This is a genomic window from Pseudomonas sp. H3(2019) (genome assembly GCF_007713465.1).
Lineage (GTDB): Bacteria > Pseudomonadota > Gammaproteobacteria > Pseudomonadales > Pseudomonadaceae > Aquipseudomonas.
This window is the reverse complement of sequence record NZ_VMSG01000007.1, coordinates 1-23,188: the sequence shown is the minus strand read 5'-3', so window position 1 is coordinate 23,188 and position 23,188 is coordinate 1. Positions and strand designations below refer to the sequence as shown.

General features: G+C 54.0%; 19 protein-coding genes and 3 pseudogenes. 7 read left to right on the top strand and 15 right to left on the bottom strand.

Annotated features, from left to right (window positions below; all coding sequences use genetic code 11):
- Window positions 1-32: 32 nt before the first annotated feature.
- On the top strand, window positions 33-872 hold the full coding sequence (locus FPT12_RS09155) for a toll/interleukin-1 receptor domain-containing protein (RefSeq protein ID WP_051661080.1): 840 nt from the start codon (window positions 33-35) through the stop codon (window positions 870-872).
- Window positions 873-1,266: 394 nt separating this feature from the next.
- Here FPT12_RS09155 and FPT12_RS09150 read toward each other — a convergent pair whose 3' ends face one another.
- Window positions 1,267-2,304, bottom strand: coding sequence for a DNA-binding protein (locus FPT12_RS09150; RefSeq protein WP_051661077.1), 1,038 nt, complete (start codon window positions 2,302-2,304; stop codon window positions 1,267-1,269).
- 179 nt (window positions 2,305-2,483) lie between these two features.
- On the opposite strand from FPT12_RS09150, the gene FPT12_RS09145 reads away from it, so the two are divergent.
- A complete protein-coding gene (locus tag FPT12_RS09145; RefSeq protein WP_145015886.1) occupies window positions 2,484-3,434 on the top strand; it encodes a site-specific integrase in 951 nt (316 codons plus the stop codon).
- Window positions 3,435-3,469: 35 nt separating this feature from the next.
- A pseudogene (locus FPT12_RS28205) lies at window positions 3,470-3,795 on the top strand (LLM class flavin-dependent oxidoreductase); the annotation flags it as partial.
- Window positions 3,796-3,956: 161 nt separating this feature from the next.
- Here the strand turns inward: FPT12_RS28205 and FPT12_RS09135 are convergent.
- The 3 genes and pseudogenes from FPT12_RS09135 to FPT12_RS09125 all read right to left on the bottom strand — a co-directional run.
- Entirely contained in the window at window positions 3,957-4,574 is a 618-nt protein-coding gene (locus FPT12_RS09135; RefSeq protein WP_145015884.1) for a toll/interleukin-1 receptor domain-containing protein, read from the bottom strand.
- Between the two features lie 50 nt (window positions 4,575-4,624).
- Entirely contained in the window at window positions 4,625-5,506 is an 882-nt protein-coding gene (locus tag FPT12_RS09130; RefSeq protein WP_145015882.1) for a toll/interleukin-1 receptor domain-containing protein, read from the bottom strand.
- 247 nt (window positions 5,507-5,753) lie between these two features.
- Window positions 5,754-6,253: pseudogene (locus tag FPT12_RS09125) on the bottom strand (acetolactate synthase large subunit); the annotation flags it as partial.
- A 217-nt stretch (window positions 6,254-6,470) separates the two neighbouring features.
- Here FPT12_RS09125 and FPT12_RS09120 point away from each other — a divergent pair.
- The 3 genes and pseudogenes from FPT12_RS09120 to FPT12_RS09110 all read left to right on the top strand — a co-directional run bounded on the left by FPT12_RS09120 (window position 6,471) and on the right by FPT12_RS09110 (window position 8,969).
- The gene (locus FPT12_RS09120; RefSeq protein ID WP_145015880.1) at window positions 6,471-8,225 is read left to right on the top strand and encodes a hypothetical protein; all 1,755 of its coding nucleotides are present in this window, start codon (window positions 6,471-6,473) and stop codon (window positions 8,223-8,225) included.
- 22 nt (window positions 8,226-8,247) lie between these two features.
- Complete coding sequence (locus FPT12_RS09115; protein ID WP_256676673.1) at window positions 8,248-8,535, top strand: LysR family transcriptional regulator; 288 nt, start codon at window positions 8,248-8,250, stop codon at window positions 8,533-8,535.
- A 76-nt stretch (window positions 8,536-8,611) separates the two neighbouring features.
- Window positions 8,612-8,969 (top strand): annotated as a pseudogene (locus FPT12_RS09110) (histone-like nucleoid-structuring protein, MvaT/MvaU family).
- Between the two features lie 487 nt (window positions 8,970-9,456).
- On the opposite strand, the gene FPT12_RS09105 reads toward FPT12_RS09110, so the two are convergent.
- From FPT12_RS09105 to FPT12_RS09055, 11 genes are all read right to left on the bottom strand, one after another.
- Window positions 9,457-12,288, bottom strand: coding sequence for a DEAD/DEAH box helicase (locus FPT12_RS09105; protein WP_256676671.1), 2,832 nt, complete (start codon window positions 12,286-12,288; stop codon window positions 9,457-9,459).
- A 93-nt stretch (window positions 12,289-12,381) separates the two neighbouring features.
- On the bottom strand, window positions 12,382-14,622 hold the full coding sequence (locus tag FPT12_RS09100; RefSeq protein ID WP_145015878.1) for a hypothetical protein: 2,241 nt from the start codon (window positions 14,620-14,622) through the stop codon (window positions 12,382-12,384).
- Window positions 14,623-14,747: 125 nt separating this feature from the next.
- Complete coding sequence (locus tag FPT12_RS09095; protein ID WP_145015876.1) at window positions 14,748-15,605, bottom strand: hypothetical protein; 858 nt, start codon at window positions 15,603-15,605, stop codon at window positions 14,748-14,750.
- A gap of 137 nt (window positions 15,606-15,742) precedes the next feature.
- The gene (locus tag FPT12_RS09090) at window positions 15,743-16,309 is read right to left on the bottom strand and encodes a hypothetical protein (protein WP_145015874.1); all 567 of its coding nucleotides are present in this window, start codon (window positions 16,307-16,309) and stop codon (window positions 15,743-15,745) included.
- Between the two features lie 2 nt (window positions 16,310-16,311).
- Window positions 16,312-17,454, bottom strand: a complete 1,143-nt coding sequence (locus tag FPT12_RS09085; protein ID WP_145015873.1) for a toll/interleukin-1 receptor domain-containing protein — start codon at window positions 17,452-17,454, stop codon at window positions 16,312-16,314.
- An 81-nt stretch (window positions 17,455-17,535) separates the two neighbouring features.
- Complete coding sequence (locus tag FPT12_RS09080; protein WP_145015871.1) at window positions 17,536-19,152, bottom strand: CBASS cGAMP-activated phospholipase; 1,617 nt, start codon at window positions 19,150-19,152, stop codon at window positions 17,536-17,538.
- Window positions 19,153-19,215: 63 nt separating this feature from the next.
- Window positions 19,216-19,815: a TIR domain-containing protein gene (locus FPT12_RS09075; protein ID WP_145015869.1), complete on the bottom strand. Its 600-nt coding sequence runs from the start codon at window positions 19,813-19,815 to the stop codon at window positions 19,216-19,218.
- Between the two features lie 262 nt (window positions 19,816-20,077).
- Complete coding sequence (locus tag FPT12_RS27910) at window positions 20,078-20,245, bottom strand: antitoxin Xre/MbcA/ParS toxin-binding domain-containing protein (protein ID WP_256676691.1); 168 nt, start codon at window positions 20,243-20,245, stop codon at window positions 20,078-20,080.
- Window positions 20,246-20,481: 236 nt separating this feature from the next.
- On the bottom strand, window positions 20,482-20,979 hold the full coding sequence (locus tag FPT12_RS09065; protein ID WP_145015865.1) for a hypothetical protein: 498 nt from the start codon (window positions 20,977-20,979) through the stop codon (window positions 20,482-20,484).
- Between the two features lie 191 nt (window positions 20,980-21,170).
- Window positions 21,171-21,377, bottom strand: a complete 207-nt coding sequence (locus FPT12_RS09060; RefSeq protein WP_306108833.1) for a hypothetical protein — start codon at window positions 21,375-21,377, stop codon at window positions 21,171-21,173.
- Window positions 21,378-21,479: 102 nt separating this feature from the next.
- Window positions 21,480-22,211 carry a metallophosphoesterase gene (locus FPT12_RS09055; RefSeq protein WP_145015861.1) on the bottom strand — a complete coding sequence of 244 codons (732 nt, stop codon included), beginning with the start codon at window positions 22,209-22,211 and terminating at the stop codon, window positions 21,480-21,482.
- A gap of 223 nt (window positions 22,212-22,434) precedes the next feature.
- Here FPT12_RS09055 and FPT12_RS09050 point away from each other — a divergent pair, with 223 nt between their 5' ends.
- Window positions 22,435-22,890 carry a helix-turn-helix domain-containing protein gene (locus FPT12_RS09050; RefSeq protein ID WP_145015859.1) on the top strand — a complete coding sequence of 152 codons (456 nt, stop codon included), beginning with the start codon at window positions 22,435-22,437 and terminating at the stop codon, window positions 22,888-22,890.
- The last annotated feature ends 298 nt before the right edge of the window (window positions 22,891-23,188 follow it).

Genomic DNA, 23,188 nt, shown 5'->3' with positions numbered 1-23,188 from the left:
GGCGCCTCTGTTTTCAGAATAGGGATTCTCTGATGTACCTAGGTTTCGAAGTCGAACAGTACCAACCGGTCAGCTATTTCCTTGATTTCTATGCGCACTTGTATCTTCGCGACGCTGAGAAGCGGATCGATGATCTCGCAGGTTTCATCGTGGGAACCTACAATCGCTCTAGCGTTCTGGACGCTGAGGCGCTGGCTTCTACCATCTTCCCTGAAGCGCACTACGACGTTTTTCTCTCCCACTCGCACGCCGATCAGCGTAACGCTGTCGATCTAGCGCTGGCGCTTGAAAAGCACGGGCTGAAAGTCTTCGTAGACTCGACTGTCTGGGGCTTCTACGGTCAATTGGTGCGAAAAATCATCTCCCAGACACGCCCGTTGGATGAAGAAACAACGGAAGAACACGTCAGTCGCGTCCATGCGGATGTTCATATGATGCTGGCGGGAGCCCTTCACCGCACCATTGCACAAGCCGAAATGTTCGTGTTCGTCCGATCGGAAAAATCTGTTCCCTTGAGTTTCGGTGACAAGGCCAGAACCTTGTCTCCTTGGTTGTTCTCGGAGCTGCAATTCAGCTTTCAGGTTCAGCATGCCACTCCGAAACGAATTCGAGATAGGCTACAGGGCGCTACGTTGGACAACGTCAAAGGGTTCAACAACATGAGCCTTGAGAGCATGCAGCACCTTATGGCCTTCAGGGCGTTTAACGAGCACTTGCCTCCCGTTCCGGGCGATCGTCTGCACGGTTGGATCACTAGCCTGCCTACGAAAGTACAAGGTGAAGCTGCACTGGACTCGCTCTATAGCCAGTTCAACTTAGCGAGTGAATACCGGCGGCGACGTGAGTCTCTAGGTATTTTCGCTTCCTCATGAACAGCCCCGTATGGATGGCTCATAGTGATCCATTGCCGGATAATCGACCCCAGGCATAATCAGCACCGCCACCATGGTGCTGACCTCGCCGTTGGGGAGGTGAGCCAGGTGCTGCGCGGATCCGCAGCTCCGCTTGCAAGCGAGGTTGCTCAGCGCACACTTGATTACCTCTTCGAAACAGTTTGTGACCCACCCAAGATGGCCAGGATGTAATTAGCTGTTTATTAACTCCTGTGAGCGCGAGAGCTATGAAATCCTTTCTCGATCGAAATCCAAAAGAAAAGGCCGTAGAGGAGTCATTTGCAGCCCTGGCGCGCAATAGCTATGAGAGCGAGCGTCCGGATCCAGCAGACAACGTCTTCTCGGTCGCCGAGCGATTAAGGCGCCAGCAGAATCAAACCGAATCATCACCCTCTCTGCCCGACTCACCTTGAGGTCGCTCGGGACGTGTGGCCACGTTAGCCTCCTGACTGCGGTAAGTCTCCAGTGCCTTATTAGCCTCAGACAATTCCTCGCCAAGTACCACAGCATTGGCTCGAAGCTCGGTGACCTCGGTTGACAGCATTTCGTTGCTACGTCTCACGGCCGTGAACTGCTCCTGGAGCATTTCCTTCGCACCCTCAGCCCTGGCTGTAGCCATATTCGCCAGCCCCAGACCCCCTTCCAGCTGCTTGATCGCATCTTGGCTTTGCAGCGCCAGCTTGCTTTGCTGGCGCGCCTCGCCAAGAAGACGCTCATTGTCACGATTGAGCCGAGTGAGCTCGTCTTGGCGAACCATCAGGGTCTGCTGGAGTTGCAGGGTCTCATGCTGCAATTGCTGTAGCTGGGTTTCATGACGGCGCTGATCCTGTTCGCGCTGCTCCTTGATCGCAGAGCGGTAATGCTCCATCGCATCACGGGCATGTGCGTGCTTTTCCTCCAGTGACCGTATCTGCTCATCCTTCTCTTGTATCCGCAGCTCCAGATCGGCGCAGCTTTGACTGATACGAGCGTTTCGTGTGATTTCCGCTTGGAGTGAAGACTGGGACGTTTTTAATTCTTCAGCCTGGGCCGCCAATGCCACGTCTCGGCTAGCTACGACCTGCCTGGTTTTCTTGAGCTCAGCTTCCAACTCGCTAACACGCTGATCTGTGGCGGCGATGCTCTGCTCATGAATCAGCCTCTCCTGCGCCAGGGCCACATTGCCCTCCTCCAGCACGCGTTTTAGGAGCTGGCTGACCATTGCAGATAGCTCGTCACTCAGACGGTCTGGATGAGACTGGGGGCGCACATCTGTGGACTCCAGCTCCTGCATATACCGCGAAATAGTGGTTTTCGACCCTGTATTGCCAAGTTCGACGCGCACTGCGTCGATGCTTGGATTTACCCCGCGGGCAAGCAGCGCAGCGCGCGCCTTCTGCACTAGAGCCTTGTTAATGCCGCCGCGGGCCATGGTCTCTCCTACGATTTCGTAATCGTGTTACATAACACGTTCATACATGACATCTTAGCTCATCTTATGATCAACATAAATCTAAAATTCAAGAGTAAATAATGGATAGTTATGTGTTCTTATTGGATGAAATAGCTCAGAATCGTGCCTAGGCGGGGTGCGAATGGCAGGTATGACAGATGGACAAGGCTCAGCGATACCTGACGGCGGGTACGCGGGATAACACCCGCAAAAGCTATAGAGCAGCGGTAGAGCACTACGAATCAACGTGGAGCGGCTTTCTGCCGGCAACATCCGAGGGGATCGTTCGTTATCTGGCGGAGTATGCGGAGACGCTCGCGCTCAGCACGTTGAGGCAGCGACTTGCCGCCCTGGCTCAATGGCACATCACACAAGGCTTCCCCGACCCGACCAAGTCGCCTCAGGTTCGGCAGATGCTCAAAGGTATTCGCGTCGTTCATCCTGCGCAGCAGAAGCAGGCCGCTCCCCTGCAACTGCGCCATCTGCAGAAAGCGGTTAACTGGCTGGATAAGCAAGCCGGCCTGGCAGTTGAGGCAGGTGATTACCGCAGCCTGATGCGGCACCGTCGCGATACCGCATTACTGCTTATTGGCTTTTGGCGGGGCTTTCGTAGCGATGAGCTGGCAAGGCTGCGAGTCGAGACGACCCAGGCAGAAGCCGGCGTGGGGATCACGTTCTACTTGCCCTATTCCAAGACCGATCGCGAACATCATGGCAGCACCTTCCATACGCCGGCGCTGAAGCAGCTCTGCCCAGTTGAGGCTTATATCAACTGGATCACCGTTGCAGGCATTGCGGATGGGCCTGTGTTCCGCAAGCTTGATCGCTGGGGAAACCTTTCTGATACAGGCTTCAGGGCCAGTAGCATGATTCCTCTACTGCGACGAATTCTGGAAGCTGCGGGCATCCCTGCCTCGACCTACAGCAGCCACTCGATGCGCAGGGGTTTTGCAACCTGGGCATCGGCGAACGGCTGGGACATCAAAGGCCTGATGAGCTATGTAGGATGGCGGGATATGAAATCTGCGTTGAGGTATGTGGACGCCAGTAACTCGTTCGGCAGCTTGGCAGCACAATCCCAAACGATCGATACCCTTGAAAAAACGTAAGCGGGTTGCGCTGAACACATTCAAGACGTAAGCCCATGCTCGACTATTCAAATTTCGCGGCTACGCCGGCAGCTAGCGTATTCGACAAGGTATTCAAGCCAGGTGAGCTGACCTTGGGCTTGCTTACCCCCCCTTGAAGGCTACCCGCGCAGCGACACCCCGACGATGCGAAACCTCACTGCGCTGGCCACACTGGCTGATGAGCTCGGTTTGCGGCGCTTTGGCTCAGAGATGTGCCCTTCCGGGATCCTGCTTTCGGCGATGTGGGCCAGATCTATGATCCTGTGTCTATGCCGGCTGGCTTGCCGCGGCGACGCGATACATTGCGATCAGTACCGCAGGTATCGTGCTCCCTCTGCGCGATGGCTTTTCGCATGTCGCCTTAAACATGCGGGTGTCGAGCCGGCCTGTGAAAGAAACCATGGAGGAGCTCGGCGAGTTTGTGCTTCCGCTGTTTACCTGGTTGCCAGCTAGAGGCTGCTGATTGCAGCCTCTAGCGAGCTCGACTGCCCACCAGCTCCCTCAGAAAATCTTGGGCCCTCCAAAGGGAAAGTTAGGCAAGTCTGGCAATTCAGGTGAAAACGGAAATCCAACGTCTAAAGGTGAGCCGTAAGGACGGCGAATTCCGCGACCTAAGGCAGGCCTCGTGTTGCTCTGTATGACCATCTCTTTTGTGACAACTGGATAAAGTCCCAGGTACTCCTGGCCTTCAAAGGGGGAGTCCGATTCGTCAATTACTGGTAGAACAGATACACTGCCATTCTTGTAACCATCGAAGTATCCGAGTTCCCATGGCATCCACTTGGATTTAGGAGCGTTCTCAGTGGCGAGGTAGAGAAGGCTTTCACACTGCCGCATGCGGTGGCGCAGGACTTCGGCGGTGTCGGCCGTAACGCGATTGCGATCCAGAGCCTGGTCATCAATCCAGTCAACATAGACCTTCTTACCTTCCTCCTCCAGCAGAATTTTGATCCCAAGGACAAGCTCCGCATCCACCATAGCGTGGGAGAGGAAGATGTCGAATCGTTCCGTTACCTTGTAGTTCTTCTGGGCATTCTTAATTGCATCAATGGCACTACGGCCGCCACGTAGAGCCTGCTGTCCGACCTTCCGTGCTTCTGCTTGTGTGAAATACGACATTTCGATCTCCGTAGTGACTCGAGCGGCGTTCACCCAGCCTATGGCAAGATTTACTGTTCACGGCTAGCTTGCTCTTCCTCTTTCATCCTGTATTTTAAGTCATTAAACCTCTCTTCCAAGGCTAACGTATCGTACAGGGCATTCAGTGTCGTCTCGGCACGTGTCAATTCTTCAACTTGGACGTCACGCTGATCATACCAATTTTGGAGTTCAGCTCCTGTGACTTTAGGTAGATGGCGATTGAACGCTTTATATGCGAGCAGAACATCCTTTTTTGCCGACGCGCTTGATTTTATGAGATGCTCAAGGCCGTTGACTGACTCAGCTGAAAGAGTGAAGCGTCGCTCTGGCGTGGTATATCTCACGCGGGAGCTAAATTCCAGTTCAGAGTAAATCCACGGAGAAAACGTTCTATCATAGCTCTCATAGTCCTCAAGGGGGATTGACTGTTCGGTGTCCAAAAAAATAAAGAGCTCAGATCGAGCGATCATTTTATGAAGAGCACCGTTCAGCATCATATGCACCCCCGCCGCCATGTCTGTTGCCTTACGATAACTATAAACCGTTCGCTTTCCATCAACCACAGGTTCGGCATAGTGTTGATTGAGGTCATCAAGTAGTTCGTGAAAATGCCTCCAGACGCAAGAGTCAACAAATACCTTTAAACCCTTGTTTTGCAGTGACACTGCCAACTCTATCGCCTTATCCTCATCACCATGAGAATGAGACAAGAATACATCAGCATCCTGATCAGGAAAAATGTGCTCAGCTATTGCCTGAGCATCAATGACGTCCTTATTTTTAAATACACCAATCAGGTATTCGGATAGTCCATCGTAACGCCCCTTCGCTTGCCGGCGAAAATTCTCAATTTCAAATTGATACGGCTCGGTCAGACGTTCATAACTATTTAACTCAAAACCTACGTACATCGAATCATCCTTAATCGAATTTCATAGCGCCAAGCGGCGGCGCTGCATCACGGAGGGCTACCGCTATGCGTCTGGCTCAGTGGCAGTTGGACGAGCCAGCGATAGAGGCGGGGATTATACTCAAATTCAACCAAGAAGTAGCACTTGGCCAGCCTCCGAATCGATCGAAGAGCAGAGCTTGTGATCTCAACGCAAAAAAGGAAGCAACCCCGAGGCCGCTTCCTTTTTTGATCAAGCGGGGTTACTGGCCTAGCGAGATGACTACCTTTCGGATGTGGGCTACCAGCCGCTGTGGGTAGACAGGGTAGCAATCATCGTCCGCACCTTCGACAATCTGGGCTTCGTTGGCCTCACGAATGGTAATCAAGCAGGTGAAGTCCCAAGGGGATGTATCGTCCAGCGCTTCGCTGATTTGCCATACCGCGTTGGCGATGTCGCCCACCACCTCAATCTGGGGAAAGTACACGGCATCGACTTCGGCAGAGCGAAAGCTGACATGAACGACCTCAGTACCGCCGCGCATCATGGAGAACGGTGGCTTCTCGATCACGTCGTGGCCGATGTTGACGATTAAATCCCCGGCCTCCACCGCGCGGTGAACGAAGTCGCCTGCAGACAGTGCGGCATTACCCAAGAAGCGAGTGTGAAGCTCGTCCACTACGACTTACCCATCTGAGTGGTCACGCACGGGATGTCAGTCTTGTCGATCAGTTGCCTCAATACCTTGGCAGTCATCTTGCGGTTGCTCTGGAAGTCCTGTCCGCCCGCTCACCCGCGTTAATACGTAGGAGGCCAGAGGTACGGATGCATGTATTGCATTCTTCCAAAGCGCACCGCTCGAATAAATGCGCGTAACCGGACAGGACTGGTATTCAGATCGAAACAAAGCCCAACACGCGAGGCCAGGGTATGATCAGCGTGAGCCGGGGCTGACTGCCCCTCATAGGATTGCTAGGAGCTTTCGATGCTGCAGATCAACACCGGTAAGCTGTTTTCGATGGGCATTGGAAGAACCAACCAGCTACGCGGTGTGCTCTACACAAATTTGAAGCTTCCTTGGCGTGACGACATCGTCACTAAAGCTGGGACGCTGCGCAGCACCGACGGTAGGAAGGGAAGCCAAGCCTTGGTGTATGAGCTGCTGGAGAATATGGAGCAGGCCGGTGAAGCTTCGGGAATACTGGTTTCCCACAACGTCCAGCCCTACATACAAGACTTTTCAGCCGTGGCCTCGTTCGCGCTCAATGCGATCGTCACGCCCGATCCAGAGCTCACTGCTCAACTGACTAATGGAGAGCCTGGGCTTAGCTCATATCATCCACCTTCACAGTTCATTCGACGCTGCTTTGACCCTGAGCTCTATATCACGGACTTAGACGCGCAGGAGCTGGTCGACTTTTGTGAACAGCTGGTGGGCGTTAAACGCCGGGTCTACCTAGGCGCGATGAGAGCAATCAAGACCTATGTGGCCGGCATCCATCGGATCCGAGACGATCTAGGCCTTGCTTACACCTTGATGGTCTCAGCCATAGAATCCCTCGCACAGGATTTTGATGGCTACAGCTCGACATGGGAGGACGTGGACGTGCGCAAACGCGTCCCCATTGACGAAGCGCTTGAATGCGTTGAATCGGAGGTGGGACTGGAGGTCAGGGCTGCAATATTGACGACGGAACATCTTGCTCTCGGCCGCCGGTATCGAGAGTTCGTCTTGAGCCATGTTGACGAAAGCTATTACAGAACGGGTGACGCATTGGTAGGTTATGCTATTGCTCAATGCGACCTTGTGGAGGCTTTGCGGCAGGCTTACTTTTTGCGATCAAAGTACGTCCACCAGGTGCTTGAACTGCCCGACGAACTCACACTCCCTCATGGCCATGCAGAGGTCAGTTATGTTGACCGGCAGCCCACTCTGACCTTCCAAGGTCTAGCCCGTCTGACCCGCCATGTCATCAGATCCTTCATTAATCAAAGCACCAAGCTTGATCGGGAAATCTATGACTACCGCCTGGAGCGAGCTGGTGTAGTTGTGATGCCGCTGGCACCAGAGTACTGGGTTGCAAATCCTTTAGGATCTGCCAGTGAGTCGCGTAAACGCCTTGAGGGATTCATTGTGCAGTTAGCCGCCATCGAAACACGTAGTGAAGGAGCCCAGCTTACCGACCTACGTCCAGTGCTGCTGGAGATCGAACGCCTCATACCGCAAGCCTCGAAGAACGATCTCCCAGCGATGGCAGCCCTGCATATTCTATTCAACATTAACGTTCCCGAAGAATGCCGCACTCCCTACTACGAGGCGGTACACCAGACGATGCAGAAGTACTTGGAAACGCCGTCAGGTGAAGCGCTTGTGCTGCTCTCTTACGCTATCGACCCTGCCGAACATTGGGATCTTCAGGTTCACCACCAAGCCCACGACGACTTCTTCAAAAAAAGATCGAAGCCAAGTGGTCTGCGAGTGCCAAGACTTTTCGAGGCAGCCATCAGTCTCACTCTCGCCGAGCGCTATCGAAAATTGGCTAACGTCGAGCAAAGCCGCGCACTACTTAGCTCTGCAGTCAGCAACTTTCCTGGTCATGCAGGCCTGCTTACCATCGAGAAGTTATTCACGGGTGACGAAACATTGGATTGGCGAAAAATCTTAAGGCCTCAATCTGTCGATGCTCCACCTAGCGGTGACCAAGCGAGCTCGCCAGATACAGAAACTGCTCAAGGTTAGGAAAATAGATCGTCTAACCAGCATGCTGACGTTCGTTAAAACGGTCGAACTCGAATCCTTCATTGCCGCAGCCGCGCCGCTCGGCTGTACCCCTCAGGCGGTAGCTAAGCTCGTGCGCGAGCTTGAGGCGCATCTGGGCAATTGTCTGCTGGAGCGTACCACCCGCAGTCAAAGGCTAACGCCTGCCGGCCGTGCCTTCCTACCTCATGCGAAATCAATTCTTGAGCAGGTTCAACTGACTGAGGCACTGGTCGATAAGTACCGACAAGAGTCGATTGGTGATGAGATTAGCTATCAGTGTAAGCGCTGAGCCCCCCTGTTCTTCAGAGTCGAAGGAAATCTAGGTCATCCTTATGTACACTGCTTTTTTCTTGTTGAGGTGAGACATGTCCCCTCTCGCAGAATTTAGAAACCTCGAACAACAATTGGCCCAGCAGCTCGCCGAGCTGGAAAGCATTAAGAATGACGACGGCCTCAAAAGAGATTGAGTTTGAGACCAAACTCCGCAATTTGCTCGGCGAGTACGGCTACGGCCTGCGCAATGTGATTGACCTGCTGGATCCGCCTGCTTCACGCCGCTCTGCCCCAGTTGTGGAGAAAGCTACACGTAAGCCTCGCCAGCTCAAAGTCTGCAAAAAAAACCACACCGGCGAGCGGGTAGAAACCAAGGGCGGGAACCACAAGACACTGAAGGAATGGAAATCGGATTACGGCGCAGAGACCGTTGAGTCCTGGGTGTCCTGATTTCTATCACTGCGAGCTTCTCTGGCTGCAGCTCGGAGGGCAGCATGGTCTGCTCCCCTTCAAACTGATGCTACGCCCAGCGTCAACCTCTGCCCTCAGCGCCCTGCTTGGCTCTATCCAAAATCTGCTTTCTTAACAGACCTGCTGCCTTGCTCTGCAAGGCCACCCATTTCACCTGCACGAATGGTTCAGTAACGAACCGCCTTAGCGATGCGACCATCACATTCCAGGGACTTCTCTTCCACTTAATTTTCACGGTGCGCGAGTGAACCTAAAGTCATCCCTACGTGTGATAGACCTTGCCCGCCTAGCAGCGGGCTTTCTTTTGCCCTCAAACTCTTGCTGGCCAAGGTGTTAACAGACTGCACTTCCCAAGTCAATCGGCCGAGGTTTCATGTGAGCGAGTAGCGACTGGAATTGGCGTGCCGGCACCTTGAAACCGCCGGCACCCAGTTCGTAGGATTGCGCGGGACATGGGCTCCTGCATTCAGCGGGGAAACGTCCAGGCCGCTCCTGCCCAATCGAGGTTTTCAGGTATCAGGAACTGATTGCTTAGCTCGGCCAGCCGTTTGTTGGCCACCTCATCGGCTGCATTAAAAAGAGCTTTCGATAAGGGTGCTGATGTCGTTTGTGCACTGAAACGCGCGGGCGTCATCAGCCAATTACTGGCCTCTGGAGAGTTGACCTTGATTTCCCCCTGCCCGGCCAAAATAGTTACAAACTCCTGGCGCACACGATTTCCCTGCGGGCCTTGCCAGCGAAGCATCGCTCCTAGCAATGCGCCATCTTCCCTCCCTAGGCTTGGTGAGCAAACAGATCCTGCCAGGCCGTCAAAGTCATACAAACATGCTTTGGCAAGCAGGTACTGCATCAATTGCGAGGTCAAATCCAACATCTGGATCTCTGGGCGACGAGCAGCGAGCTCCCTGTCAACGGTGACATCCATACGCGACGAAGTTTTTCTGCTGCGTCCCAGCTCTTGCATGACCAGGTCTGGCAAGCGAATTCGCAAGAGCCGCGGCTCGTTGCTAGGAACAGAAATTTCAACACCGAGCTGGCCGAACATGCCTGTGACGAAGCTTTGGAGATGATCGATGGTAATTGCCACTTGATCCCCCAATTCGTTGATGTCATTTGTCGCGGCGTGGGCGAAGATTTCCCTCTGCTTCTCAGCAGCCCGCTTGGCCTCCTCCAGGGCAGCGTCAATGCGTTCGCTGGTACGCTCGATACCTAGCTTCGTTGCTTGCTGAAGGATGTCATCCACATCGATTAGATCCACCAATTCGCCGAGTATTTCGTCCTTCAGACCTTCGTTGAATTCATGATGCTGAACCTCGGCCAAGTCATCAACAACGCTATCGATCCGCTGGTACATCAGGTCAACGATCTCCTGATCAAGGCTATCGGACTGCTGGATGTTGAACACAACGACCTTCATCTTCTGCCCGTAGCGATACAACCTACCAATCCGCTGGACAAGGCGCATGGGGTTCCAGGGCAGGTCATAGTTCACCATCATGTGGCACTGTCTCTGTAGGTTGATACCCTCACCACCCGCCTCGGTGGAAATAAGGAACCGACCCTGCGTCTCAAATTGAGCGATCGCTTCTCGACGCTCCACGTGCTGCATGGAGCCATTGATGAGCGCGACTTTGTCCCCACCAAACCGGGCCGCCAGTGCATCCCTGAGATAGCGCTGTGTGGTTCGATACTCGGTGAAGATCAACACCTTCTCTTCAAGGTTCTTCGCATTGATTGCCCCGATGACCTTGTCGAGAAACTCCGTGAGTTTCAAATCATTCGCCATGAGCAGCGCAGCGTCATCGATGAGCTGCTTGAGGAGCTGAATCTCCCCTGCGAAGAACTCTTCTGCCTCACCACTGACCTGCTCTTCCCACTCACCTATATAGCGCTGATCAGCCGGTGCACTGGATATTCTGTCTTCACCAAAGTTGTCCAGCAATCGCTGAAGTCGATTCCGAAGAGCCTGGTGGATCGCAGCTGCACTAGACACGGCGAGTTTGCGGTACACCGTCATCACAAAGCCAATAGCGTTCCCCGTCTGACCTAAAGCCTCGCCTGCGGCATACCCTTTGCGCAGGTAGTGCTGCAGGGTATGGTCGAAGTCAATCGATTCCTGGCTGCTGGATACCTGCAGCGCAGAGGTAATTTTTCCTTCAAAAATGAAGCGTCCCTCAGCATCGGTAACGTCTGCCTTGTGATTGCGGTAAACCATGTCACGCAGAATTTCGGGCTTGAGTCTGAGCATTTGAAGCTCTTCTCGCCGTTCCGGACGCAGCAACTCAAGCAACGCTACGAACTTGTCCTGCATACCCTGGTGAGGAGTCGCACTGAGAAGCAGCATGTGCTCTGTGCGACTCCGAAGCGCTTTGGCGAGATCGTAGCGCTCAGAACTTTCGTACTTCAGGCCGTACTGGCGACGACTGAGACGGTGACCTTCATCGAAGATGACCAAATCCCAAGGCTCTGCTTGGAGCAGACTTTCGAGGTGATCAGGCTGCTTGAGGCGATCCAACGACCCAATTACGCAGTCGTGCATCTTCCACTGGCGCGGCTCGTTGACGAAGAAATCCTCATGATAGATTTCAAAGTCTTCGAGCTTGAATTTGTAGTACAGCTCATCTTGCCATTGTTTGGTTAACCCCGCGGGCGTGATCAGGAGAATGCGCTTCACACGCTTTCGCTGGATCAGCGCGTGGAGCAACATGCCCGTTTCAATCGTTTTGCCCAGACCAACATCATCGGCGATCAACCAACTCAGATTGTTCGACGCGAGGATGTGATGCACCAAGTTGATTTGATGCGGCAGCGGGTCAATTTCCAGGTGAGACAGGGATCCCGTATTCTCATTCCATACTTTGATGGCGTGAGCGAGCAACCGCAGTCGCACACGCTCAGCGTCAGGCTCGCCCCCCATCTGAGCGGTCACAAACCGATGCCTGACGCCCTTAACCTGACGTAGGTATTGGTACGGCAACCAGTGTCGCTCTCCCTTTTCAGGGAAATCCACGAGCGCCTGCTCGCTCCCAGCTAAGTCTCTGAGCTGCATGATCGCGCCTAGGCCTAGCGAGCGAACACCTGTCCCGGGCATCGCGTCCAGAACGTCTTGGCCATTCACAAATCCCGATTTCAGGGCATCAGAATCAACGATGCTCGCACTACCCGCTCGAATCCAGTGAACTTGAGTCTTTCCAGTCTCAGGGATTGCCATCTTGACGACACCAATCTCCTCTTGGCCACCGGGGCTTAAGCGCTTAACCCAACAACCCTGTACGTGAGTAAGTTTAAGCGGCTTCATGCGGTACTCCCTGTGAGTCCAATTTACGAGTGGTCGGGCAGGACAAGCCTGTATCGTCTGTTTGCGTAGCGCAGCTGACCATTGCTGTCTTGGTCATCCGCGATTGTCTTCCCCGGCCAGCTCCGAGGTAGGAGTGTCTACCTGGGCATCGGAGCGAACCTCGCCGCCATTCAGTTCAGCTGGCTGATCGTTTTGCTGTTTAGTCGACGCGACGTCTTCACCTTCTTCCGTACCACCGGGGAGATCGCTGAAATAGCAGCTCGGTTCTTGCGGGTCTTTGATCTGCGGTACGCCATATGCCTGAAGTTCCCGAAGACTTGCTGTCTCAAGATCATTCGGAATACCAAGGTCGCTGTACTCTTCTCCAGGGCGCTGATAGGGCGAGTCAAAATCGCCCATCTGACGTGCGGGAAGGGCACCGTCGATATCACCAAACCGGTACCACAGGTACCTCGCGAAGGCTTTGAATACACGCCTCAGCGTGGCGTTTTCGTACCAATACTCAAAAAGCTGCTCCAAGAGCACATCGATCTCCTCCACCTGTGGTATCGACTCAAATGAACGGACAATCATCAGCGCCGTGCGCCAAGACAACGCATGGTAGGACAGGCGGGTGCTGCCAGTACTGTCGAATGCGATCCAATACAAATCATTGTCAGCCCAGATGACCTTGATGTGCGCAGCGAGCACGAGCTCCTCAGGAGTCAGCCCTTCATCGATCGCTCGTTCCAATGCAACCCGGGTCGCGCCCCATCCGCTCATGATGTAAATCTGTTGAATCAGGGGAAGCGTTCCATGCGGCCAATCGTACCTGTACACAAGTTCTACGGCCTTTTGCTTCGCACGCTCCTCACGCGTTATCCGATTCTCTGAATTGCCCCCAACGGGCTCGACCTGATACTTGTCATTGTCGAATACAGTGTCTGGATCGAATGCATAGAAAGCGAACTCGTCATCAGCGTCCTTCAGGTACTCACTGTCCCTTTGGGATTTGTCTTCACGCGCTCTCGTGGTGCCGTACAGTTCTAGCTCAGCCAATTCCGCTGCGAGGTTTGGGTCGAAGTCGGCATCCTCCGAGTACGGTATGTCCCCCATACCTATAGAGCCATCATCTTCAATTTGGTCGAGGTAGAACGCATCAACGTCGCGGGAATCAGACAACGCACCAGGCACCGGTTCGTCGGCCAGGAAACGGCTCAATATCTTTGCGGAGACGTCTACCTCGACCTCCGGGGCTGGCTCCGCAGAGAGATCTATATGTGCTTTTTGGGTGCTGTCGACTGATGAAGTCGACCACGGGGAAGGATCCGGCGTGCCGAGAGTGTGAGCTTGTTTACTGCCATCCACCCGGATGCCCGCGTTGTGGGTTTGTGTACTGGCATCGCTTTTAGGCGAGTTAACCCGCGCTGGATTTAAGCTGAGCCGTCGCTTGGGCTCCTTCGTGCCAGTTGCTCGATGCAGCTGTTGTGCGTTGTCGGCACCATCTACTTCACGGCCATTTGGTCGAATGGCCGAGTCCACCCGGACGCTCGCGCTGTGGGTCTGTGTACTAGCATCGCGATTAAGCGAGTTAACCCCCGCTGGGTTTAAGCTAAGCCGGCGTTTGGGCTCCTTCGTGCAATTCGCTCGATGCGGCTGTTCCCCGCTGCCGGCGCCATCCGCATCACGATCATTCGGTCTAGCGGTCGGCTCCACCCGGACACTAGCGCTGTCAGTCTGAAAATGCCGAAACTCAAAGGTCTCGTCTTCCAGAGGAGCGAATTGGCGCGCATTCTCTTGGACGAAATCCAAATCGGCTGCGCTTGGGTTGTGATGGTCTGGGCTCATAGTGCGATCAAGGACGAACGCACCTTGTTGACGCCGAATTGCATCAGCTGATTGTATGGCCCTAGCCCCTTCTACGGGACGATGCTGGAGTGTGTAGACCCGCCCCAACAGGGTCAAATAATCCGGGTCTTGCCCCTCTTCCAGCGCAGTCAGAAGCAAGCGCTCCGCAGCTTGCAGGTCAGCAGCGGCGACAAGAGTGGTGAGCTCTCTCAAAAGCGAGCCCTTGTTCTTGCCTGGTCGCATTGGTACCGCCTGGCTAACCTGCCGCTCGTTGCGCAGCTTCCGGAGGCGCTCCTGAAGCCGATTGATTACGCCTTGTCGCCCAGAGATTTCCCTGATCACTGACTTTAAGGCCGTATCGTCAGACAATTGAAGATGTGCGGCGAGCCCTACTAGCTCACTGTCTCTAACAAGCCCTTCGAATAGCGACTGGATTGCAGCTTCGCGAGAACCTTGCTCAGAAGCCATGTAGTCCCGGAGGTCGTTTACCAGTTGATCGCAATCCATTGCTCAATTCCCACTCTATCGCAGCAGAAAACTGGGATGCACGGCTCACTTTAGCCGATCTTAGCAGATCAGTTTAAACGAATAATACCATAAGGATCCAGCTACCCCTCACGCTCGCCTCAAGGCTAATCTATTAATGCAGAGTCAACTGCCCTTTCGGAAAACGCTTCCTCAAGCTCGTATTGGTAATAGAGTGAGTCAAGATAAAAACTTCCTCGATAACGCGTATGCCGGAAGTGCGTCCTTAACTCTTCACCTGTGATCGTGGGAAGATGATCGGAGTCTGCGTCGAATCCAAAGACAGCGGATCTCGCAAGATGAAATACACTCTGCATGCAATCTTCAGCAACACGAAACTTACTGGGCTTCGGCAACCGTTTTCTAGAGGGCTTTCTACTACGCACCCGCGCACTGAAAGACAGTTCCGAATAGATCCAAGGAGACAGTGTTAGCATCCTGCCATTCTCCTGCCCTTGCTGCCTTATCGGAACAGATTGCTTCGTATTAAAAAACACGAAGCACTCGGTATCATCGATCATTCTATTAAGCTCAGTCGTCAGCAGCATATGCACAGCTGCTGACGCCAAATCACACTTTCTGTGCGAGAAATATTTCTGATCGCCAACGACTTCGGAGTCAGAGTATTTCTCATTCACAACGTCTAAAACAGCGTCCACAGATCCCCACACGCATGAGTCAATGAAGACCTTGACGTCTCGCCTTTCCATAGCGATAGCGAACTTTATCGCGTTGTCTTCATCCCTATGGGAATGAGAGAGAAAAATGTGAGCCTGCTTCGCTGGAAATAGTATGTCCGCGAGTCCCTTGGCATCGAGAACATCATGGCCTTGTAGTCGAGTCACTACGAATTCTGCCAGATCCTGGATATTGAGGTTGCGTGCGCGCGCTTTGTATTCATCTACCTCCTTCTGCGACACGTGCTCCAGTGGCTTGTAGTCTTCAAGTTCAAATCCGAGGTACATGATATTCCTTGACCAATTTTAGCTATTCCAGATGACAAATGGGCGTAGATACCGGCCACTGCCATTTTCCATAGGCATATCGATTACACGCCTTGAGCCAGTCGCAATTTTCGTAGGTCAACTCTCCCCCGTTTCGATTAAACTGGCAAATAACGATTGAAGAGTGTGGCAAAATCTATGTCATCTAGCGCCGGCCCATCAAAGTAACCTTTGTCGCGAGCAAGATTGAGCGCTGCACCGCCTGGAGCAGCAACTGGGAGAACGAAAGCCTCAGGATTGAACCGCTTAAAGATCTCGTATTCGACCTCAACACCATCCATACCACCAATGAATACAGCACCAATCAAATCCTCACGAGAGAGCATTTCCTCCCGCATCAATTGCAAGCTAGCTTGAATATCGCCGGGGACAGGATCGGTATAAACGACGTTATCAAACCGCTGGTTCTCTTCCGGATAGCGGCCTTCGAAAAAGCGGCTTTGATACAAAACAACAGACTCTGTGTATTCAACCCCTAAGTCTTCGCAGATACTCCAAATCATCGGGGTAATGGCAGGATGGCCACCCCAGACAATCTTGTGCTTGCGAACGGTAGCAATGGCCATCTCACGAACGGCGCACTGGATCAGGAATGGATCAGCGGTCTCGTAATACTGCCCCCTTCCGACTACAGGGATACTGGCTGAAAGGAAAATCGCACCCATTTCTATGCACTCCAGTCTGCAAATTGCCAGGCCGCTTCAGTGGCCTTAACCCAGCGTGTCGCTCGGATGTGCTGCCCGAGCCAATCCAGGTGAGTCATCCACTGGGGATGCAACCCTACATGGTCATAGAGTATGGCCACGGATTCGTCAGGTGAGTTCATTGAAGCTTCGTGCATAGTCGTCGAAGTCGGCACTCCGACTGTTGGATAAACCACAACCATTCGGTCATCAGGCAGACGTACCCGGATCCCGCGGCCGGTGCCCATGCCAATCACCTCGCCCCCAATGAGCTCGATGCCGTTCCGCAGATTGCTCACGAGGTTAACGGTTCGCACCGCATGACTTTTGCTGCGTACCTCTTCGAGCTGAAGACAGATACGGTCAATGGCCTGATCACTAATCCGCCCAGAAGCGGCATCCAACTCACTCGCATCAAGCTCAGCCAAGCTTGCGGTGCCAAGACGTGTAGAGCGCTGGGCTTCAGGCCACCCTACACGAAGAACGCTAATACCCTTGGCAAGCGCCCTTCCGAATTCGGCAGCCGTCCATCGACTGTTGAAGTAATCCGGCGTGTCGAGCATTAAGAGCACGTCAGAGTCGCAAAGCCGATGCCATAGCATGGTCTGGAAATCTTCAGCCGGCGCGATGCTATGGGTATCGAGGAAAACATCGAAATGCCTGGCAGACAACGCGTCGAACATCTGCAGGGCAGCCTGCCGAGCCTCGTCGCGCCGATAGCTGACAAAGACTCGACGTTGCTTCGGAAGCAGACCTGCGCACTCCAAAAGCGCGGCAGCTACCCGCTTCGCCCCACCATTGCGGTACGCTAAGCAATTCAATGGCCGTAGGATTTCCGGGATTTCCGTCGCGACTCGACCAAGATCGGACACGACGGGGACAACAGGCACGCCGCCACGCAGTAGGCTTGGCAGGCTGGGATGATCAGCGCCCACACCACCGAAAAATACGACTGCGGCCGATCGTTGCTGATGAGGAATGAAAGCAGCAGGAGCTACTTCCCAGCCAACTTCATGGCCCAACCCCAAGCCAAACATTGAAACCGCATCGGCTACGGCGGCTTCAAGCTCAGAGAGTTGCTCGGCCGATGGCGCTCCCAAAACAGCAAGCTGATAGATGAATGACATGACCGCCTCGCAATCAGGGTCGATTAAACGTCAGTAACCAAACGGGCGTCGGGAGACTATCTCCCAAGCGCCCATGCCGTTTTAAAACAGCTCCCACGGATCAACATGCTGGCCGTCAAAGAATCTGGAGCGCACCTCTGCAAAATGATCTTTACCAGCCTCATTGCCGCGTCGCGCCATCTCCTGGATAGCCTCGGCGTCATCCATCTTGATTTCGTCAGGCGTCTGTTGGTTAACGCGCACGTGACGTGTTGGGCCCAGGAAGCTCTCCGCAAGTACCAGAGCACCATGCTCCTGGGCGGCGAAAAAGAGATCAACGCTGTGAGGTGCCCAACCTGCCTTGCCCTTTCCGAGTTGCTCGGTAAAATCGCTTTCACTGCTGAGTGTGCCAATGCTAAGCACATCGATCCTGTCCAGAGGGATCTTCAGGTAACGAACTGCTTCTGCCAGCGCCGGGAGGATGGGGTTATTTGCCCATACGCCACCATCGAGGAACGTCTCCAACGCGACAGGCCCATTGAAGGTAACTTCGTCAAAATAGGTAGGGGCAGCGGAGGACGCCAGTGCAGCGTCAACGGCTGAGATATCTCGGTAAGCGGTGCGATCTGGGCTATGCGGGGTGACGATCGCCTCTGCCTGACCTTGCTTGGCCCTGACAGTCGGAATCACTAAACGGCAGCGGGAATCTGCAGCCAGCGTTTTGTCCCCGTACACCTCCGTCAGCAGACTGCGTAGGGTGGCCGAGTCATGCTTGGACTTGAGCCAGTGCCGAAGCTTCCGATCCTTCGGAAAAATCTGAGGGCCCTTTTTTTCATAAAACTCTAGTATTTGACGTGGCTTCAAACCCATGGCGAGCCCTATTGCCAAGATCGCGCCCGTGGATGTGCCAGCCACCAGATCGAAGTGCGAGATCAGATCGTTCCCGCCACCTGCCTTCAGCATGTCGTCCCACTTGGCCAAGACTGCCGCTGTGAAGGTACCTCTGAGCCCTCCTCCGTCCAGGGCCAAGATACGGAAGTTGCGACCCCGCGAAATATTTCGCCGGTTCAGTGGCAGGTTTTTCAGCTGTTCGACAATCAGATCCACGACCTGGTCTTCGGACGTGCTTTCGGCAATGACCTTATTGGCATCCTCAGACAAGCCGTTGCGCAGGCGAGATAACAACGAAGGGTCTTCTTTGAGGTAGCCTGCGATTGCCCCGCCGAAGCCAGCCACAACAAAGCCAGGCTTACCGAGCTCAAGCATTGCATCAAGCTCATTGGGAACGCCCGCTTTTGCTTTGTTGACGTCCCACCAAGCGCCCCCCACGCAGACAACGACGTCAGAACGATCCGCCATCCAATCACGCATCGGGGTCAGACCGTCTGCTGCGATGCCATTGCTATTATCTGCTGGTACGATTTCAACAGAAGCAAATGCTCTCTGCGCTTCAATTTCAGCGGTGTACTGGTCGGTCGAGAAGCTTTTCGCTCGAACAAGCGTGAGCGCACCTTTGCTACCGCCTGCCTCGATGAAGTCTTCTGCTGCCTTCTGCAGGGGCGCAGTGAATGAGGGATGACTTCCATGGACAATGGAGCCTCCTTCGCTGAAGACCTTTGCTGCGAGCTTCTGTACGAAAGCAGCGATCTCTGGTTTCGATTCTTTATTTGATCCGGACAGGTGGATCCTGACGCCGGCCAGGCGCTGTGTAACTGCCATGTGCAATACCTGAGTGATCTGAAATGTCGATTGCTGTAAGCCACCGCGCCAAGAACTATATTTCTAACGACCAGCCAGCCCAGCCGCCGTTTCGATCCAGCCAGCGATGTTGTCCCTGCCATTCTGAGCGGCGAAGTCGTAACGCATGCAGTGCTTGGAAAGGGGGACTACCGCGTTGCTGGTAGGAGCATCGAACCAGAGATCAGCGGCCGGAATGGCATGGGTGTAATCCTCATACCTCACCCACTTTCCGCCCTTGACCTCCGCGAAGAGAATTTTACCGTTGGCGAGATACAGCCCCACCTGATCCAGAGGGTTTGTGCCTTTCACCCCGAGCTGCTTGTCGTTGTTTCTCACGCCATGGATATCAACGATGAGCAGCCCGTTGCCCTTCAGGACACTGCGCACGATCTCGTACCGCACCCACCGCCTGCCGGCGGTGTACTGGCCAGCGAGTACACACGTTACAGAAGTGTTGTTGAGACCGTTGCGAAGGAAGGTCTTCAGCGCTTCATCGCCTTCCCTCTTGGAGGCCTCGAATACACTGCCATCAAAGAAGCCCTGGGCTTCTTGATCCTTGCTGACCACCAGGCAATTCCTGACATTCCAGCATCGCCACACGTCTTCCTGATAATGGAAGGAAAAAAACGTTCTCCGTGCCATCCCTTGCTCCCGTTCGTTAGCACCCCCTGCCCCGGCATCCCAGCCTCAGCGAAGGGCTGCATACGGGGCTGCTGTGGCCATCAAAAGCGAGGCCGTCCAGCAGCGGAGGCTTTGAAATGCAGGGAGACTACCACCAAGCGCTGGAGTTGACATCACTATGATGGCAGCAGGCATGCAAGCGGCTGTAGTGCGGCTGCGGCGGAGGATGGCTATGATCCATCTCTTGAGGTTAGGCAGACCAGGTGCCGATCAGAGCTAACGCTCAGGTGAAGATGCCATGGTCAAGACGCATGAGTAGGTCATAAATCTCGTCATACCCTGAAAGCGTGCACAGCAGGCTGCAGGGGGCTCGACAGCCTAGCCCACGCACAGGCCTCTCCAGCCAGTCTTGCGCGATCTTCGAATTTCCGAATACCTGCAGCGCAATCATCGCGATCTGGTTGTATCGGTTCCTAAAGCAGCGATGCTGACCACTCCATCCAGAAAATGACCAATGAGCGCAGGGCGCGATGATTTTCAGCTCTCTCATCCGCCATCCTCGATAGACCTTTGATCATCCCCGATTGAGGTTTTACGATACCGCTCAGGTAGCGCTGATCCCGATGGCTGTGGCCATAAGCCTGAACCTGGCGACCTGCGCCAGGCCAGCCAGGTAGCCGCCGATGGCTAACGAACGACAACGCCGTGAGTGGCCAGGTCGTCTACCAGCGTCTTACGACGAAGCATTTTGGGGATTTTGAACAGGCTTCTGTAGCTGTAGAAAAAGCAGACAGGGATGAACAAGAGCCCGACTCCGTACGTGGCGGTCGCGATGATCAGACCCGCGGGGATCGCCGCAAGCCCAAACACAACACCCTTCAGAACGCTTGATCTAGCGACCAGCCGCATATGATCTAGGTCATACTCGACCTTTCCGTTACCCTTTTCAAAAGCCACGAGAACAATTGATTTTTTATTCAAATTTTTGTAATACCAAGTTCTCGGGCTGTCAGTCACAATGGCGCCATGACGTTTTAAGTAGTCCAACATCGCCACTTCTTTAAAGTGGAACGTCTTGCCCTCACTATCTTCGCAACGTACATTGTCGTAGATTGAGTCGATATCACCGCTCGCCTTGACGTTGTAGTTCTTGACCGTGAGGGTCATCTTTTTTAGGTCGGACATACCTTTCCTTGAGTAGTGGATGCGAAGGAGCATGGTGAGCAGGGCTGTGCTCACCGATCGGGAATAACTAGTTCAACCGTTGTATACCACCGGTCTTGGCAGGCTTACTCAGTTAACAAAGCCACAGGTTTTCGAGGTAAAAGCTCAGCCGAGCTTTGATAAAACCCAGCGGATAATCAGGCGATGACAATTCACGCACCAATTTGAGAACGCTCCGATAGCTCAGATACAATCACGTAATGATCGAGGCCAGTCATGCTTTGCACTAAGGTGTAACCACCCTCCTGCTTCACCATGCGTAGTTTCGGGGTCACAACGGTCATGCCATCGCTACCGACGCCCGACAGATCGCAATAGACCATTGCCGTGATGCGATCACCCACGCGGGCCGCGTTCATGAGGTACGCGTCAACCGTGACTCCCCAATCGATGCCGGCTGCCTGGACAACTAGCGGTGGAAGTCCGACCAATTCACAAGCACTCACGCTACTCACCATCCCTCAATTGATTTCGATTAATTTGAACGGATCAAATCCGCAGTCCTCACCTGGATAACCACGCTGGTTTGACAGCAGACGGCATCCACCCAGGACAGTGTCGACGGATAAGTGGGTATGGCCGAACGCCCAATAGTCGGCCCGCTCCACCAAGGAGTGCCACCTGTTGTAGTACGCAGCGCTGACATGCCCATCCTGCTCATCGCCCGCTACCTCAGCCATTGGGGCATGGTGAGTGACGACAAATGTTTTCCCCGTGAATGGCCGGCTCAGCTCCTGGCTAAGAAACTCCCGCGTGGCGTGGTTCTTGGCTACGAGGTCGGCCGGCCGCAAGCGCCGATAATTCGAGTCGGCCCTAATCATTTTGAAGTCGTTCATCACCCGGCCGCAGGTCACGGATGCGGCGACCGTATCCCCCGTGGCCGAAAAATCCGTCCATGCAGTACCCACCAAGAATCTGACATTCCCGAAGACCCACGACTCGTTTTCAAGCACGTGAACGTGAGGGGCCGCTGCTGCTCGCATCTTCTCGATTGTTCGATCGATATGCCCTTTGTAGCACTCATGATTCCCAGCGCAGTACACGACTGGAGCTTTGAAGGTCTCATTTGCCCACAAAACCCCACGACTTTGGAGGCTGATATCACCAGCCAACACCACGAGGTCAGCCACCATCTCTGGTGGATGAAAAGGTGTGAACTCGACATGGAGGTCAGAGTAGAGAAGTATCTGCATGATGTTGATGCTCAGGGCCTTGCTGCCCGGCCACGGCTTGCCAGGTCAAAATCTGGCTTGCTTTGCTTCAGGGCTGGATTTCGATTTGGACGTAAATTGAGGAAACGACTGGCTGGGCCGAACGCTGGGGCTGGGCTCGCCGAGTGTAGAGAGTGGATGACTATAGGCATTTGTTTTATACAAAGCAAATGCCGCATATCGTTCCGTTTACACAGGAACGCTTATGTCACTGCGCACATCTTTCGCTGCTGCTCTGCAATTCCTTCGGATGCGCCAAGCTTCGTTGCAGCAGGAACTGGGCCAGGCTGCCGATCAATCATACGTCAGCCGGCTCGAATCCGGCGCCCGATCGGTCACGCTTGAAGTGAGCGATGATCTTGCGAAAGCCCTTGGAGTAGACCCGCTTACGCTCCTCTTGCTGACCTACGCTTCAGAACGAGGCGAAACTCCCCAACAGATTCTGGAACACCTCAGAGAAGACCTAACCGTTTCGGGCTTGTTGACCAGCGAGATCCCTTTACAAGCTTCCAAAGCGCCTCATCCTATGGTTGCTGCGTCAGAAGAGCTGCGACCACAAATCAAAGCGCTCGCAGACCAAGGGCTGGGGCAGACGGAGATTGCCAAGCGACTGGGAATATCCAGGCATACGGTAATCAACCATCTGAAGAAGATGGGTTGATCGCTGAGAAACCCGTAGCGCGAATCACCCGAGCGGACACGTGAAGGTCGCCAGGTCAGCAGCTCCTTGAACCCATCTTAGGGTTGCTGAAATAGCTCTACGTCCGCTGGGTCGTGATGTGGGGTGACCGAGCATGAGAATTGAAGAAACCGAGACGCAGGGCCGCGTCGAACAATGTGATCGCGTTACCTATACGCTTAGATATCTGTGCGAACAGCATCAACCACATTTGGAAGATTGAATGTAAGCGCTCCATGAACCCCACATTTTAAAGGTGGGATCTATGGCTATCTTGGAA